Below are 15384 nucleotides of genomic sequence, written 5' to 3' on the forward strand. Positions count from 1 at the left end.
ACGCAGGGGCTTGCCCGAATTTCGCAGGGGCGCTACCGTATACCAGTGCATGCGGGAGAACCGGTCGAATCGTCCGGTGCCGAAGGAGCAACCGCCCCGGAAACTCTCAGGCAAAAGGGACCGTCTGCATTTGAAGCTCTGGAGAGAGGCGCACCGCGTCCGCCGAAGGGATAGCGATCTCAGGCGAAAGGACAGAGGGGGCATCGTGCCGCGCGATACCGCGCGATTTTGGGGTGCCGGGATGATTTTAGAAAATCGCATCGGCCTGTGACAGGAGCAGGTATGACCGATCTGAAAAGAACACCATTGCACGCGCTGCATGTAGAATTGGGCGCGAGGATGGTTGGCTTTACCGGCTATGACATGCCGGTCCAGTTTCCCGACGGAATCATGGCCGAGCATAGCTGGACACGCAGCAATGCCGGGCTTTTCGATGTGAGCCATATGGGGCAGGTGATCCTGTCCGGCGCGCCGATTGTGGATATTGCCGCTGCCTTCGAGACGCTCGTCCCGATGGATGTGGCCGGTCTGGGCGAGGGACGACAGCGCTATGGCCTGTTTCTGAACGACAGCGGGGGCATTCTTGACGACCTCATGTTCGCGAACCGGGGTGACCATCTTTATGTGGTGGTCAATGCCGCTTGCAAAGCCGCCGACATCGCCCGCATGAAAGCGGCACTGGAGCCGGGCATCACCGTGACCGAGGTGACGGATCGGGCACTTCTGGCGTTGCAGGGGCCGCAGGCGGAAACCGTGCTGGCCGGTCTCAATGCAAGCGTGATCGACATGGCGTTTATGGATGTCGCAACCGTGGCTCTGGACGGCGTGGAATGTTGGGTGTCGCGGTCGGGATATACCGGTGAAGACGGATATGAGATTTCGGTGCCCGACCGTCATGCCGAAGCGCTGGCGCGCTTGCTGTTGTCACAAGATGCCGTGGCCCCCATCGGGCTGGGCGCGCGCGACTCTCTGAGGCTCGAGGCCGGGCTCTGCCTCTATGGTCACGACATTGATGAATCCACCCTGCCTGCCGAGGCAGGTCTGAACTGGGCGATCCAGAAGGCGCGCCGCGCGGGCGGAGCGCGCGAGGGCGGCTTTCCCGGTGCCGATGCGGTCCTGGCGCAAATGGCAGCGGGGCCAGCCCGCAAGCGGGTCGGGCTGCGGCCCGAAGGCCGGGCGCCGATGCGCGAAGGTGTTGCGCTGTTCGCCGGGGCAGAAGGTGGCGATCAGGTCGGCACGATTACCTCGGGCGGCTTTGGCCCGACAGTCGGTGGGCCGGTTGCGATGGGCTATCTCCCGACCGAGCTCGCCGCGCCCGACACCACGGTTTTCGGCGAGCTGCGCGGCAAGCGCCTGCCGCTCACAGTCGCAAAGCTGCCGTTCGTGGCAGCCAATTTCAAGCGTTAGTCCAAGAGGGAAATCCGGACATGAAATTTACTGAAGAACATGAATGGCTGCTGGAAGAAGGTGAACTGATCGTGATCGGGATCACCGAGCACGCGGCGGAACAACTGGGCGACGTGGTGTTCGTGGAGCTGCCCGAGGCAGGCACCGAGGTGACCAAGGACGACGAGATCGTGGTGATCGAAAGCGTCAAGGCGGCCAGCGACATTCTCGCGCCGCTGGATGGCGAGATCGTCGAGGTGAACGCGGCCCTTGCAGACAATCCGGGACTGGTGAACGAGGATGCGCAGGGCGCGGCTTGGTTCATCAAGCTCAAACCGTCTGATACCGGCCCGATGGCGGATTACATGGACGAGGCGGGCTACAAGGACTTCATCGCCTAGAGCCAGCGCCAGAGGCGGCTGCGTCTGGCGCAAACATTCTGACAAGAAGAATGACAGGGGGGCGCCACGTGATGCGGCCCCGCCATTACCGGAGACACGCGATGCCTTTTGAGCCGACCGACTATCTGCCATATGACTTTGCCAATCGCCGTCACATCGGCCCGTCACCCGAAGAGATGGACCAGATGCTGGCGACGGTGGGGGCCGCAAGCATCGAGGCGCTGATTGATGATACGGTGCCTGCCGGGATCCGGCAGAAAGAGAAACTGGATTTCGGTCGTGCCAAATCCGAACGGGAACTGCTGCACCACATGCGGCTCACGGCGGCCAAGAACAAGGTTCTGACGAGCCTGATCGGGCAAGGCTACTACGGAACCGTGACGCCCCCCGCGATCCAACGCAACATTCTTGAGAATCCGGCGTGGTATACCGCCTATACGCCCTATCAGCCCGAGATCAGCCAGGGACGGCTGGAAGCGTTGCTGAACTACCAGACCATGATCAGCGATCTGACGGGACTTGAGATCGCCAACGCCTCGCTGCTGGATGAGGCCACTGCCTGTGCCGAGGCGATGACGATGGCGCAACGGCTCGCCAAGTCCAGGCAGAAGGCGTTTTTCGTCGACCGCGATTGCCACCCGCAGAACATCGCCGTGATCCAGACCCGCGCCGCGCCGCTGGGGATCGAAGTGATCGTGGGCAACCCTGACAAGCTTGAGGCCGACAAGGTCTTTGGCGCGCTGTTTCAATACCCCGGCACCTACGGGCATGTGCGCGATTTCACGGAACAGATTGCGGCGCTTCATGAAAGCAATGCGATTGCGGTCATGTCCGCCGACCCATTGGCGCTGACCCTGCTCAAGGAGCCGGGCGCGATGGGTGCGGATATCGCGGTGGGAAGCACCCAGCGTTTTGGCATTCCGCTGGGCTATGGTGGGCCCCATGCCGCCTATATGGCGACAAAGGCCGAGTATGCCCGCGCCATGCCGGGACGTCTGGTCGGGGTCAGTGTCGACAGCCATGGAAACCGCGCCTATCGCCTGTCGCTGCAAACCCGCGAACAGCATATCCGCCGCGAAAAGGCGACCAGCAATGTCTGTACCGCGCAGGCGCTGCTGGCAGTCATGGCGTCGATGTACGCCGTGTTTCATGGTCCCAAGGGGCTCAAGGCCATCGCGCAACGGATTCACCGCAAGACGGTGCGGCTCGCCAAGGGATTGGAAGAAGCCGGGTTCAAGGTCGATCCACAGTCGTTCTTTGACACGATCACGGTTGACGTGGGACCGTTGCAGGCCGCTGTTCTGAAATCGGCGGTAGACGAGAACATCAACCTGCGCCGCGTCGGTGAACACCGGGTCGGGATCAGCCTTGATGAATGCACCCGCCCCGAGAATGTCGAGGCGGTCTGGCGCGCCTTTGGTATCATCCGGACCGATGACAAGTTCGACCCGGAATACCGGGTGCCTTCGCAATTGCACCGCACGAGCGACTATCTGACCCATCCGATCTTTCACATGAACCGCGCCGAAACCGAGATGATGCGCTACATGCGTCGCCTCGCGGACCGTGATCTCGCGCTCGACCGGGCAATGATCCCGTTGGGCAGCTGCACGATGAAGCTGAATGCCGCCGCCGAGATGATGCCCGTCAGCTGGCGCGAATTCTCCCGGTTGCACCCGTTCTGCCCGCCAGATCAGGCCCTTGGGTATCACGAACTGATCACCGATCTGTCCGACAAGCTGTGCCAGATCACCGGTTATGACGGCTTGTCGATGCAGCCGAATTCCGGTGCACAGGGCGAATATGCGGGCCTTTTGACCATCGCGGCCTATCACCGGGCCAACGGCGAAGGGCACCGCAACATCTGTCTGATTCCGATGAGCGCGCATGGCACCAACCCCGCCAGCGCCAACATGGTCGGCTGGAAGGTCGTGCCGGTCAAATCGGCGGCGAACGGCGATATCGATCTGGAGGACTTCCGGGCCAAGGCAGAAAAACACGCTGCCGATCTGGCGGGCTGCATGGTGACATATCCCTCGACCCACGGGGTGTTCGAGGAAACCGTCACAGAGGTCTGCAAGATCGTGCATGATCATGGCGGTCAGGTCTATATCGACGGGGCCAACATGAATGCCATGGTCGGTCTCAGCCGGCCGGGAGATCTGGGCGGTGATGTCAGTCACCTGAACCTGCACAAGACATTCTGCATCCCGCATGGCGGCGGCGGACCCGGCATGGGACCGATCGGGGTCAAGGCGCATCTTGAACCGCATCTGCCCGGCCATCCGGCGACCGGCGGACAGGAGGGGCCTGTTTCGGCGGCGCCCTTTGGATCGCCGTCTATCCTGCCGATCAGCTGGGCCTATTGTCTGCTGATGGGCGGCGACGGGCTGACCCAGGCGACACGGGTGGCGATCCTGAACGCCAACTACATCGCCACGCGGCTTGAAGGCGCCTATGACGTGCTCTATCGGGGCAAGACCGGTCGCGTGGCGCATGAATGTATCCTTGACACGCGCCCCTATGCCGACAGTGCAGGTATCACTGTAGATGACATCGCCAAGCGGTTGATAGACAATGGTTTTCATGCTCCGACGATGAGCTGGCCTGTCGCCGGAACCCTGATGATCGAGCCGACCGAAAGCGAAACCAAGGCCGAGCTGGACCGGTTCTGCGACGCGATGCTGGCGATCCGCGAAGAGATCCGCGAGATCGAAGAAGGCCGGATCGACAAGGAGAACAACCCGCTCAAGAACGCGCCGCACACGATGGAGGACCTGGTGAAAGACTGGGATCGCCCTTATTCGCGCGAACAGGGCTGTTTCCCGCCGGGTGCGTTCCGGGTCGACAAATACTGGCCACCGGTGAACCGCGTCGACAATGTCTATGGCGACCGCCACCTTGTCTGCACCTGCCCGCCGATGGACGAGTACGCGGAAGCCGCTGAATAGGAGTGACGACAGGTTCATTCATCAGCTGATCATCGGATCCGCTCTCTCTTCATCTTTGTGCAAGTACTCCGGGGAGTGTGAGGGGCAGAGCCCCTCACCCCTTCCATGGCTCCGCAGAGATGCCATTGGATGAATCGTCCAGCCGTGCAGGGTAACCCGGCAAGTCTCTGAAACGATGTCGCTCCGTTCGTCATTTGCGGTGAAACTCAGGCGAACGGGTCTTCCGGATAGCGCACCGCCGCCAGATACAATCCCTGCGGCGGGCAGACGGGCCCGCAAGCCGCGCGATCACGGGTGGCCAGAGCCCTGCCCACATCGTCAGGAGTCCACGCTCCGGCCCCGACGCGTTCCAGCGTGCCGACAAAGCTGCGCACCTGATTGTGCAGGAACGATCGCGCGCGGACGTGAAATTGTACCTCGCGTCCAAAAAAGCTCTCGACGTCCTCGATGCGCAATTCATCCAGCGTCTTGAACGGGCTTGCCGCCTGACAGATCGTGCTGCGGAAGGTGGTAAAGTCATGTCGTCCGATCAACTGATCGGCTGCGGCCTGCATTGCCCCGACATCCAGCGCATGTTTGACCTGCCAGACCTGCCCGGCCTCATGCGTCGCCGGAGCGCGCCGCATCATGAGGCGAAACAGATACCGGCGTTCGACGGCTGAAAAGCGTGCGTGCCAGTCGTTCGAAACCTGTGCGCAGGCGACGATCGCCACCGGTGCGGGCTTGAGATGATAGTTCAGCGCTTCGGACAGGCGAAACGGATCCCAGTCGCGCGACAGGTCGCAATGGGCCACCTGACCAAGCGCGTGCACGCCGGCATCGGTCCGTCCGGCGGCAGCGATCGTGTGCTCGCGCGGCTCCAGCCGGGCCAGGGCGGTCTCAATCGCGCCCTGCACCGACGTCTGCTCCTTTTGCCTTTGCCATCCGGCAAAGGGCGCACCTTGGTATTCGACTTTGAGAGCGTAACGTGGCATGGCGCGCTGCTACCCTGCAGCGCGCGAAACGGCAAGACTGGTAACACCTGCCTCCGCCCCCTATCTTGGGGCAAAGACGTGGGGCAGGGTACAGGTTTGGTCATTTCATCCATAGCCGACGGTCTGGTGCGCAGCATCGAAACCGTGGGCGACACAATCAGCGAAACACTGTTTGAACCGGTGATCCGACTGGGCGTGACCGGTTTGGCCCGGTCCGGCAAGACCGTGTTCATCACCTCGCTTGTCGCCAACCTGATGGATCGGGGCCGAATGCCGGGGCTGGCCGCCGCACAAGAGGGGCGGATCGAAGCCGCCTTTCTGCAACCGCAGCCAGACGATACCGTGCCCCGATTTGACTATGAAACCCATCTGGGCGCGCTGACCGCAAAAGACCCGCACTGGCCCGACAGCACCCGCGCGATCAGCGAGTTGCGCCTGTCCTTGCGAGTGCGCCCCACCGGCCTTCTGGCGGGACTGCAGGGGCCGCGGACAATCCATCTGGATATCGTCGATTATCCCGGCGAATGGTTGCTGGATCTGGCTCTGCTCGACAAGACCTATGCGCAATGGTCCGAGGAAACGCTTCAGCGGCTGCAAGGTCGTCCCTCCGCAGCAGAATATCGCGCCAGCCTGGCCGAGGTGGATCAGAACGCACCGCTCGAAGAACCCGTGGCGCAGAAACTGGCGCGCGCGTTTACCGACTATCTGCAGGCTGCGCGGATCGCGGGGTTCTATGATTGCACGCCGGGGCGTTTCTTGCTGCCGGGTGATCTGGCCGGGTCACCGGTTCTGACTTTTGCGCCCCTGCCCGCAGAAGGCAGCGCCCCGCGCCGTTCGCTGGCACGCGAGATGGAACGGCGGTTCGAGTCCTACAAGTCCGAAGTGGTAAAGCCGTTCTTTCGTGACCATTTCGCTCGGATTGACCGGCAGGTGGTTTTGGTCGACGCGCTTGGCGCGATCCACAAGGGGCCGCAGGCGGTCGAGGACATGCGCGGCGCCATGGCCGATATCCTGGGCGCGTTCCGCCCCGGCAGAAACGCGTTTCTGACCAGGTTGTTGCTCGGGCGACGGGTCGAGAAAATCCTGTTTGCCGCAACCAAGGCCGACCACCTGCACCACCTGCAACACGCCCGCCTGACCGCGATCATGGAAGCGCTGACCCGCGAGGCGCGGGACCGCGCGCAATTCGCCGGGGCCGACACTGTCGCGATGTCCATCGCCGCCTTGCGGGCCACCACCGAAGAGGTCCGTGCACATGCCGGGCGCGATCTGAGCTGTGTCCGCGGGCGTTTGCTGGACACCGGCAAGGCAGCAGCGTTCTATCCCGGTGAACTGCCAAAGGACCCGGCGCAATTGCTTGGCCCGGCACGGGCCGGGGCCGAGGGCTGGCTGGATGCGGACTACCAGGTGATGTCCTTTGCGCCTGCGCCGCTCGACCTGCGGCCCGGCGACGGCCCTCCGCACATCCGGCTTGACCGTGTCGCCCAGTTTCTGATCGGTGACCGGCTGTGACGGTCGTATTGCGTGCAGCGACGCCACTGGATGCAGGGGCAACCGGGAACATTCTCTGGCAATCGTTGCGAAGAGCTCCGAATGCAGAGGTCTTTTCGGCAGCAGAGGCCATCGGCTACTGTGGTGTGATGATAGAGCGAAACTGGGTCACGGTTGCCATGTCGGGGACCGGTGTGCAGGGTTTTCTGGCACGGGACGGACAGGAAATCTGTGCGCTCTATACCGCCGCGACCGCGCGCGGGCAGGCAATTGGACGTCGACTCGTCGAGAAGGCCAAATGCGAGGTATCGCGCCTGCATCTGCAAACATCCGGTGCAAACACCCGTGCGCGGCGGTTTTACGCGCGGGCGGGGTTCGTGCCCGTCCCGCCCGCACATCGCGCCCGGCCTGATGCAACACAGCCCGCCTGGACCTATGTCTGGCAAAAGGAGATCGCCGCATGACACATGGGCCCGTTCTGATTGATCTGGAAGACCGCGAGCCGCCGGTATCGGTTGTCGACGCGCCACCGGTGCCGGATATGCCTGCGCCGGACGGGCAGGCCATGCAGATGGCGGCGCGACTGGCGGCGCGGCGACCCTCGCGGCTGGCGCGGTGGTTCTGGGGGCTGGCCAGCGCGGTGATCGGCGCGATGATTTCGGTGGCAGCCTGGGATTTCGTGACAGGCTTGCTGGCGCGCGCGCCGGTGCTGGGCTGGATCGTCACAGGGCTGATTGCTGCGATGCTCCTGGTGCTGCTGGTGATTGCGCTGCGCGAGATGGCGGCGATTGCCCGATTGGGCCGCATCGACACGCTGCACCGTGCTGCCGACGCGGCGCTGGCAGAACGTGATCTGAGCCAGGCGCGCGTGGTCACCAGGCGATTGCTCGCCTTTTACGCCGGGCGGGATGACACCCAGTGGGGCCGACAAAAGCTGACCGAACGGATGGATGAGCAATTCGATGCCTCGGGCCTTCTGAACCTTGCCGAAACAGAGCTTCTGGCCCCGCTGGATGCCGCTGCCAGCCGTGAAGTCGAAGCTGCTGCGCGGCAGGTGGCTACGGTGACCGCGCTGGTGCCGCTGGCGCTGGCCGATGTGATAACCGCGCTCGCCGCAAATCTGCGGATGATCCGGCGCGTGGCCGAGATCTATGGCGGGCGCTCGGGTCTGATCGGAAGCTGGCGGCTGACACGGGCGGTGTTCACGCATCTTGTTGCCACCGGGGCCGTGGCTGTGGGCGATGATCTGCTGGAACCGATTCTCGGCGGCTCGATCCTGTCCAAGCTGTCGCGTCGCTTTGGCGAAGGGCTGGTGAACGGTGCCCTGTCTGCCCGGGTCGGAGTCGCCGCGATGGAGGTCTGCCGCCCGCTGCCGTTCACCCCAGGGCGCCGGCCCTCTGTACGCGGCATCATCAAGAACGCACTTGGCGGCCTGTTCCGCGCGAAAGACGGCTGAAATCGCGCGAAACATTTCTTTTGTTGACGTAGGGTAATCTTGCAGCGCTATGATGGCCTATCACCGCGAGGAGGCGTGCAATGTCGGAAGCGTCCGAAGTTGCCGAACACTACTCCAGCAGATCGCTGCTGGACCGGATCGAGGCAGCACTGGCCAAGGCTGGCGCAAAGCGGCCTCTGGATCTTGAAACCCTTGCGCTGTTTGATGAATTCCATATTGGCGGCCGGCAGGCGACCGAGCATCTGCTCAAGCGCCTCGATATCTCGGCGGGAAACCGGGTATTGGATCTGGGCTGTGGTCTGGGTGGGCCGGCGCGATACGTCTCCAAGGTCAGCACCGCGCGGGTGACGGGGCTTGATCTGACCGAAGATTTTGTCACGGCAGGCAATGCGCTCACCGGTCAGGCATTGATGGTGGACCTTGTCGATTTGCGGCAGGGCAGCATTCTGGACATGCCGTTTGACGATGATCAGTTCGATGTTGCGTACATGATCCATGTCGGGATGAACATTGCCGACAAGGCCGCGTTGGCCGCCGAAGTGGCACGGGTATTGAAGCCGGGCAGCCTGTTCGGAATTTACGATGTCATGGCAGTGGACGAACCGGAACTGACCTTTCCCGTTCCATGGGCAAGCGGGCCAGAACAAAATGCCCTGAGCGCGCCACAGGTCTATCGGGATGCATTGACCGGGGCGGGATTCAGAGTGCTGTCGGAGACCGACCGGACCGAGTTTGCTAGGGCGTTCTTTGCCCGCCTGTCGGACCAGCAAAGCAGGGCCGCATCGCCGCCGGTCCTTGGTCTGCATCTGGTCATGGGGCCGGACACAGCCACCAAGATCCGCAATATGGTAGCGGCGCTTCACGGACATCAGATCGCGCCTGTCGAGATGATCGCGCGCGTCGGTTTCTGAACAGGCGGATTGATCTGAGACAAGGCACAGGGCCGAGGGGCCGGGCACGCTGTCGGCAACAACGACAGGAGCCATAGCCATGCCGGATCACGGGCACAGCCAGCAAGAGATCGCCAGACGCATCGGGTCGCCACCGGGGCGGGGCGTGCTGCGCGATCTGGTCTACGGCGCGATTGACGGCTCTGTCACCACCTTTGCGATCGTCGCCGGTGTCGCGGGGGCGGGGCTGTCGCCCTTTGTCATCGTGGCGCTCGGCATCGCAAACGTGCTGGCCGACGGTTTTTCGATGGCGGCGGGCAACTACTCGGGCACCAAGGCAGAGCGTGACAACATTCGTCGTGTCCGCGCCATCGAGGAGCGCCATATCAAACGATACCCCGACGGAGAACGGCGCGAGGTGCGTGAAATCCTGTTGCGGATGGGGCTGAACGGAGCCGTTCTAGAAGACGCGACACAGGCGATCACGGCAGATAGAGAAAGCTGGATCGACCTCATGGTGCAGGGCGAGTACGGACTTGGTGGTGTCGATCCGCACCCCATGCGTGCCGCAATGGCGACGTTCATGGCCTTTCTTGCCGCCGGTTTCATCCCGCTCTTGCCGTTCATGCTGGGGCTGGAGAGAGCATTTGAATTGTCAGCTATGATGACGATGGCGGTGTTCTTTGCCATCGGCGCGTTCAAGAGCCGATGGTCGCTTGCGCCCTGGTGGTGGTCCGCCCTGGAAACTCTCCTGATCGGCGGCGTGGCGGCTGCGATCGCCTATGCGGTCGGCACGCTGTTTCATGCCTGACTGTCAGGTGATTATTCGTCATACATCCGGTTCTCGTCGTTCTTGAGAACCCGGATCTCCATTTCCTCCAGTGAAATCTCATGTGTGGCATGGGCAACCAGCGCCTGGGCGTAAGTTGGCAAATCCTTGGAGGCATCCTGGGTCTCGGGCGACCACAGGCGCGATCGCAAAACGGCTTTGCCGCAGTGAAAAAACGCCTCCTCCACGCGCACGACCACAGCGAAATCCGGCACCCGGCCCTTGATCGCCATCGTCTCGCGCAACTCTGCGTCGCGCACGATCTGCGCGCTGCCGTTCACGCGGATCACCTCGTTGCGGTTGGGCACAAGGAACATCAACCCGACCCGCCCTGTTTTAAGAATGTTCAGAAATCCGTCAAAGCGATGGTTTCCGGGCCTGTCCGGAATGGCGAGGGTCTTTTCATCGACAATCCGGACAAACCCCGCCGGGTCGCCTTTGGGGGAAACATCCACGTTGCCCGCGGCATCAAAGGTCGCCATCACCAGAAAGCTTGATCGTTCGATCCAGGCCCGGCAAAGCGGATCAATGTGATCGATGATCTTTGTCTTTTGCGAGTCGTATTCGCCTTTGATGACCGCCCTGATTTCCTCTTCACGCGTCACGATATCCTTGGGTTGGTACATGGCCATCTCCTGTTCCGCGCGTTCGACGGGTAATCTGGCACCCCGGTACCCGTGGCAGAGTGTAGCATATTTGCGGGCTTCCGTCTGTCGTGGCACAAACATTGACAGGTTCAAGGGCAGGGCGATCCGTCGGTGGTGCGCTGCGAGAGGCTCTGGACCATCCCCGCAGCCCGCCCTATAAGCCGGGCCATGATGCGGACTGATCGGATCATTATTCGAATTATGTCCCCGGCGCTCTGACCATGAGACGCCGGGCAAAGGTGTTTGAGTGCTCACACCGACCGCTTGCAACTTTTCCGCCATGACTGATCCAAAGGACGCCTCCCATGTGCGCCGATACGACGACGACCGAAACGACTGACTACAAGTCCACGCTCAATTTGCCGAAAACGGATTTCCCGATGCGCGCCGGCCTGCCCAAGCGCGAGCCTGCCTGGCTGGACCGTTGGGAGGACATCGGGGTTTACGACCGGTTGCGCAAAAAGCAGGGCCGCACGCCGTTTACGTTGCATGACGGGCCGCCCTACGCCAACGGTCATCTGCATATCGGTCACGCGCTGAACAAGACGATCAAGGACATGATCGTACGCAGCCACCAGATGATGGGGTTTGATGCGCGGTATGTGCCGGGCTGGGACTGTCATGGCCTTCCGATTGAATGGAAAATCGAGGAACAATACCGCAAAAAGGGTCGCGACAAGGACGAGGTTCCGGTGCTCGATTTCCGTCAGGAATGCCGCAAGTTCGCCGAGGGCTGGGTCGATATCCAGCGCGAGGAGTTCAAGCGCCTGGGCGTGACCGGCAACTGGCCTGATCCTTACCTGACAATGGATTTCCACGCCGAGGCGGTGATCGCGGCGGAGTTCCAGAAGTTCCTGATGAACGGCACGCTGTACCAAGGCAGCAAGCCGGTGATGTGGTCGCCGGTCGAGCAAACCGCCTTGGCCGAAGCCGAGGTCGAGTATCATGACAAGGACAGCTTCACGATCTGGGTGAAGTTTGCAGTCACTGAGGCGCAGGCCGAGGACCTGAACGGCGCACATGTCGTGATCTGGACCACGACCCCCTGGACCATCCCGTCCAACAAGGGCGTCGTCTATGGTGCGGAGTTCAACTATGGCCTCTACGAAGTCACCGGCACCCCCGATGAATCCTGGGCCCATGTCGGCGACCGTTTCATCCTTGCCGACAATCGTGCCGAGGACGTGATGCATCACGCGCGGTTAGAAACCGGAATGTGGCGGCGCGTTCGGGATGTGCCGACGGAGGACTTGTCCGGTGTCTTCCTTGAGCATCCGCTCAAGGGTGCGGAAGGGGCAAACGGCGAATGGGACCAGCCGCGCGACTTTCGTGCCGCGCCTTTCGTGACGGATGAGGATGGCACCGGCTTTGTGCATTGCGCGCCCAGCCATGGGATGGATGAATTCGAACTCTATCGCGACGCCGGAATGCTGGAACAGGTGATCACCTACAACGTGGACCCGGATGGCCGGTTCCGTGCTGATCTGCCGCTGTTTGGTGGCAAGGCCATCCTCAAGCCCAACGGCAAGGAGGGCGACGCCAACAAGGCGGTGATCGACAAGCTCGCCTCAGTCGGTGGGTTGCTGGCGCGGGGCAAGATCAAGCACAGTTATCCGCATAGCTGGCGGTCCAAGGCACCGGTGATCTATCGCAACACGCCGCAATGGTTCGCGGCCATTGACCGAAAGGTTGGTGACGGACAGGACACCTATGGCACCACCATCCGGGAACGCGCGCTGACCAGCATCGATGAACTGGTGAAATGGACACCAAAGAGAGGGCGCAACCGGCTGTTCTCGATGATCGAAACCCGGCCTGACTGGGTGCTGAGCCGCCAGCGCGCCTGGGGTGTTCCTCTGACCTGTTTCGTCAAGAAGGGCGCGCTGCCCACGGATGCCGATTTCCTGCTTCGCGACGAGACGGTGAACGCGCGCATCGTCGAAGCATTCGAGGCCGAAGGCGCGGATGCATGGTACAAGGATGGTGCCAAGGAGCGGTTCCTGTCCGGTGTGGTTGATCCAAACGCCTATGAGCAGGTGTTCGATATTCTGGATGTGTGGTTCGACTCGGGATCGACCCATGCCTTCGTGCTGCGCGACCGGGCGGATGGTTCCGCGGACGGCATTGCCGATGTCTATATGGAAGGCACCGACCAGCATCGCGGTTGGTTCCACTCCTCGATGCTGCAGGCCTGTGGCACCATCGGACGCGCACCCTATCGGAACGTGGTGACACACGGGTTCACGCTGGACGAGAAGGGCAACAAAATGTCCAAATCGCTCGGCAATACCATCGTGCCGGAAAAGGTCGTGCAGCAATATGGTGCCGATATCCTGCGCCTTTGGGTGGCACAGGCCGATTACACAGCGGACCAGCGGATCGGTCCCGAAATCCTGAAAGGGGTCGCCGACAGCTATCGCCGCCTGCGCAACACGCTGCGGTTCATGCTTGGGTCTTTGGGGGAGTTTGACAGCATCGAACCGGTGCCCCATGCCGACCTGCCGCCTCTGGAAAAATGGGTGGCGCATCGGCTTGCCGAACTGGATGGCGAGGTGCGTGCAGGCTATGCGGCGTTTGATTTCCAGGGTGTGTTCCAGAAGGTGTTCACCTTTGCCACGGTGGATCTGTCGGCGCTCTATTTCGATATCCGCAAGGATGTGCTCTATTGTGATGCCGACGACAGCCTGTTCCGCCGCGGGGCGCTCACCGTGCTGGACATGGTCTTTCACCGGCTGACGACGTGGCTTGCCCCGATCCTTGTCTTTACGACCGAGGAAGTCTGGCTGGAGCGCTTTCCCGGAGAGGGCAGCTCGATTCACCTGCAGGACATGCCGCAGACCCCGGATGAATGGCTACAACCGGAACTGGCGGCTGTCATCGAGCGGGTGCGCAATGTGCGCCGAGTGGTCACGGCGGCGCTGGAAGTGCAACGCCGCGACAAGGTCATCGGGTCCAGCCTGGAGGCAGCGCCGATCGTGTATCTTGAAAACGCGGAAATGGTCGGGATGTTGCAGGGTGTGAACTTTGCCGACGTCTGCATTGCTTCGCAGATCGCGTTGACCACCGATCCCGCACCCGAGGGCGCATTCGCGCTCGAAGACGTGCCGGGCGTCGCAGTGGTGTTTGCACTTGCCGTGGGCGAGAAATGCCAGCGTTGCTGGAAGATCCTCCCCGATGTCGGCACCCATACACATGCCGGCGTCTGCGCTCGCTGTGACAATGCGCTGAGCTAGCGACTATTCCGGTCCCGCCTCGGGGCCGGAATTCGCGATCATCCATTGAGTACAGGCAGCTTCCGGGGCAGGGTGGCATCATGGACAATGTCAAGAACATGCAATGCGTCGCCTGACGGTTCAAACACCGACGGGCGACGTGACGCTGACCGAAATGGGCGGCGCGATCACCCTGGTGATTTGGGGCGGAAGCGGCCAAGATCACACAGCGCTGCTGGACCGCGCGGCGCAGCAACTGATGGCCTATTTCGAGGATCCCACCAACGATTTTGACGTGCCGCTGAAGGTCGAAGGCAGCGCATTTCAGCACGCAGTCTGTGATGTGATGCGGGCGATCCCGGTGGGTCACACCCGGACCTATGGCGACATTGCCCGCGATCTGAACGCCCCGCCCCAAGCGGTCGGCCAGGCCTGTGGCGGCAACCCGATTCCGATCATCATCCCCTGCCACCGTGTTCTCGCGGCGTCGGGGCTGGGTGGGTTCTCGGGCGCAGGCGGTGTTGAAACCAAGGTTGCCTTGCTGCGTCACGAGGGTGCGGCAGGATTGCTGATCTGACGGGCCTATGCGGCTTTCCGATTGCAAGTCAGACGCGTTCTGATCAGTCTGTCGTGAAGACCTGTCAAAAGGAGAAGACCGGCGATGACATCTGAGAAGAGAGCAGCACTCAAACAGGCCGTGCATGACAAACTTATGTCGCTTGAAGAGACCGAACTGGCTGCAGCAATAGCGCACTACGAAAACTACCTGCGGGACTCTCAGCTGGACGACCGCGAGGCACATGACAAGGATGATATCGCCGAGGCACGCGAGAGCGCCGATCTGGCGGCGGCATTTGACCATCCGGTGCACACGCATCATTCCAAGATCGAAGCCATCGAGAACACCGATTTTTCAGTGACCGATACGGTGCAGCCGGGCGCGGTGGTCTCGTTCAACGGGCGTCATTTCGTGGTCGTGGTGTCGACCGTCAAGTTTGATTGCGATGGGGTGACGTACATGGGCATTTCGACACAAAGCCCGATCTTCAAGGCGATGGACGGGCTGAAAAAGGGTGACAGGTTCACCTTCAACGGGCGCGAAATCGTTCTGGATGACGTGATTTAGGCGACGGCCCATTCGTGATAT

At 61.9% G+C, this 15384-nt stretch carries 13 protein-coding genes and 1 riboswitch; of the genes, 11 read left to right on the top strand and 2 right to left on the bottom strand.

Going from position 1 to position 15384, the window contains the following annotated elements:
- Positions 1-42 precede the first annotated feature (42 nt).
- Positions 43-133, top strand: a riboswitch (glycine riboswitch).
- Positions 134-282: 149 nt separating this feature from the next.
- The 3 genes from gcvT to gcvP all read left to right on the top strand — a co-directional run bounded on the left by gcvT (position 283) and on the right by gcvP (position 4738).
- Positions 283-1407 carry a glycine cleavage system aminomethyltransferase GcvT gene (gene gcvT, locus QO231_RS00995; protein WP_316772201.1) on the top strand — a complete coding sequence of 375 codons (1125 nt, stop codon included), beginning with the start codon at positions 283-285 and terminating at the stop codon, positions 1405-1407.
- A gap of 20 nt (positions 1408-1427) precedes the next feature.
- Complete coding sequence (gcvH, locus tag QO231_RS01000) at positions 1428-1787, top strand: glycine cleavage system protein GcvH (RefSeq protein ID WP_316772202.1); 360 nt, start codon at positions 1428-1430, stop codon at positions 1785-1787.
- A gap of 101 nt (positions 1788-1888) precedes the next feature.
- Entirely contained in the window at positions 1889-4738 is a 2850-nt protein-coding gene (gcvP, locus tag QO231_RS01005; RefSeq protein ID WP_316772203.1) for an aminomethyl-transferring glycine dehydrogenase, read from the top strand.
- Positions 4739-4944: 206 nt separating this feature from the next.
- On the opposite strand, the gene truA is transcribed toward gcvP, so the two are convergent.
- Positions 4945-5712 (bottom strand): tRNA pseudouridine(38-40) synthase TruA, encoded by a 768-nt coding sequence (truA, locus tag QO231_RS01010; protein ID WP_316772204.1) that lies wholly within the window; start codon positions 5710-5712, stop codon positions 4945-4947.
- Positions 5713-5808: 96 nt separating this feature from the next.
- Between truA and QO231_RS01015 the strand changes: the two genes are divergently transcribed.
- The 5 genes from QO231_RS01015 to QO231_RS01035 all read left to right on the top strand — a co-directional run bounded on the left by QO231_RS01015 (position 5809) and on the right by QO231_RS01035 (position 10360).
- Entirely contained in the window at positions 5809-7224 is a 1416-nt protein-coding gene (locus QO231_RS01015; RefSeq protein WP_316773051.1) for a YcjX family GTP-binding protein, read from the top strand.
- Positions 7221-7667 carry a GNAT family N-acetyltransferase gene (locus QO231_RS01020; RefSeq protein ID WP_316772207.1) on the top strand — a complete coding sequence of 149 codons (447 nt, stop codon included), beginning with the start codon at positions 7221-7223 and terminating at the stop codon, positions 7665-7667. Before QO231_RS01015 ends, QO231_RS01020 begins: the two co-directional genes overlap by 4 nt.
- Positions 7664-8659: a YcjF family protein gene (locus tag QO231_RS01025; RefSeq protein ID WP_316772209.1), complete on the top strand. Its 996-nt coding sequence runs from the start codon at positions 7664-7666 to the stop codon at positions 8657-8659. The genes QO231_RS01020 and QO231_RS01025 overlap by 4 nt, the downstream gene beginning before the upstream one ends.
- An 80-nt stretch (positions 8660-8739) precedes the next feature.
- On the top strand, positions 8740-9570 hold the full coding sequence (locus QO231_RS01030) for a class I SAM-dependent methyltransferase (protein ID WP_316772213.1): 831 nt from the start codon (positions 8740-8742) through the stop codon (positions 9568-9570).
- A 79-nt stretch (positions 9571-9649) separates the two neighbouring features.
- Positions 9650-10360: a VIT1/CCC1 transporter family protein gene (locus QO231_RS01035; protein WP_316772216.1), complete on the top strand. Its 711-nt coding sequence runs from the start codon at positions 9650-9652 to the stop codon at positions 10358-10360.
- An 11-nt stretch (positions 10361-10371) separates the two neighbouring features.
- Here the strand turns inward: QO231_RS01035 and QO231_RS01040 are convergent, their stop codons facing one another.
- Positions 10372-11004: a pyridoxamine 5'-phosphate oxidase family protein gene (locus QO231_RS01040; RefSeq protein ID WP_316772218.1), complete on the bottom strand. Its 633-nt coding sequence runs from the start codon at positions 11002-11004 to the stop codon at positions 10372-10374.
- A gap of 326 nt (positions 11005-11330) precedes the next feature.
- Here QO231_RS01040 and ileS point away from each other — a divergent pair, with 326 nt between their 5' ends.
- The 3 genes from ileS (at position 11331) to QO231_RS01055 (ending at position 15363) form a co-directional block, all read left to right on the top strand.
- Positions 11331-14258 carry an isoleucine--tRNA ligase gene (gene ileS / locus QO231_RS01045; protein WP_316772221.1) on the top strand — a complete coding sequence of 976 codons (2928 nt, stop codon included), beginning with the start codon at positions 11331-11333 and terminating at the stop codon, positions 14256-14258.
- A gap of 103 nt (positions 14259-14361) precedes the next feature.
- The gene (locus tag QO231_RS01050; RefSeq protein ID WP_316772224.1) at positions 14362-14814 is read left to right on the top strand and encodes a methylated-DNA--[protein]-cysteine S-methyltransferase; all 453 of its coding nucleotides are present in this window, start codon (positions 14362-14364) and stop codon (positions 14812-14814) included.
- Positions 14815-14898: 84 nt separating this feature from the next.
- Complete coding sequence (locus QO231_RS01055; RefSeq protein WP_316772226.1) at positions 14899-15363, top strand: hypothetical protein; 465 nt, start codon at positions 14899-14901, stop codon at positions 15361-15363.
- Positions 15364-15384: the final 21 nt, after the last annotated feature.

It is taken from the genome of Sedimentitalea todarodis (assembly GCF_032595355.1).
GTDB classification, from domain to species: Bacteria; Pseudomonadota; Alphaproteobacteria; order Rhodobacterales; family Rhodobacteraceae; genus Sedimentitalea; species Sedimentitalea todarodis.

What these genes read in the sequence shown, in the direction of transcription:
- QO231_RS01055 (WP_316772226.1), top strand. Translation starts at nt 14,899, where the DNA reads ATGACATCTGAGAAGAGAGCAGCACTCAAACAGGCCGTGCATGACAAA.
- truA (WP_316772204.1), bottom strand. Translation starts at nt 5,712, where the DNA reads ATGCCACGTTACGCTCTCAAAGTCGAATACCAAGGTGCGCCCTTTGCC.
- QO231_RS01040 (WP_316772218.1), bottom strand. Translation starts at nt 11,004, where the DNA reads ATGTACCAACCCAAGGATATCGTGACGCGTGAAGAGGAAATCAGGGCG.
- QO231_RS01050 (WP_316772224.1), top strand. Translation starts at nt 14,362, where the DNA reads ATGCGTCGCCTGACGGTTCAAACACCGACGGGCGACGTGACGCTGACC.
- QO231_RS01025 (WP_316772209.1), top strand. Translation starts at nt 7,664, where the DNA reads ATGACACATGGGCCCGTTCTGATTGATCTGGAAGACCGCGAGCCGCCG.
- gcvT (WP_316772201.1), top strand. Translation starts at nt 283, where the DNA reads ATGACCGATCTGAAAAGAACACCATTGCACGCGCTGCATGTAGAATTG.
- ileS (WP_316772221.1), top strand. Translation starts at nt 11,331, where the DNA reads ATGTGCGCCGATACGACGACGACCGAAACGACTGACTACAAGTCCACG.
- gcvH (WP_316772202.1), top strand. Translation starts at nt 1,428, where the DNA reads ATGAAATTTACTGAAGAACATGAATGGCTGCTGGAAGAAGGTGAACTG.
- gcvP (WP_316772203.1), top strand. Translation starts at nt 1,889, where the DNA reads ATGCCTTTTGAGCCGACCGACTATCTGCCATATGACTTTGCCAATCGC.
- QO231_RS01030 (WP_316772213.1), top strand. Translation starts at nt 8,740, where the DNA reads ATGTCGGAAGCGTCCGAAGTTGCCGAACACTACTCCAGCAGATCGCTG.
- QO231_RS01035 (WP_316772216.1), top strand. Translation starts at nt 9,650, where the DNA reads ATGCCGGATCACGGGCACAGCCAGCAAGAGATCGCCAGACGCATCGGG.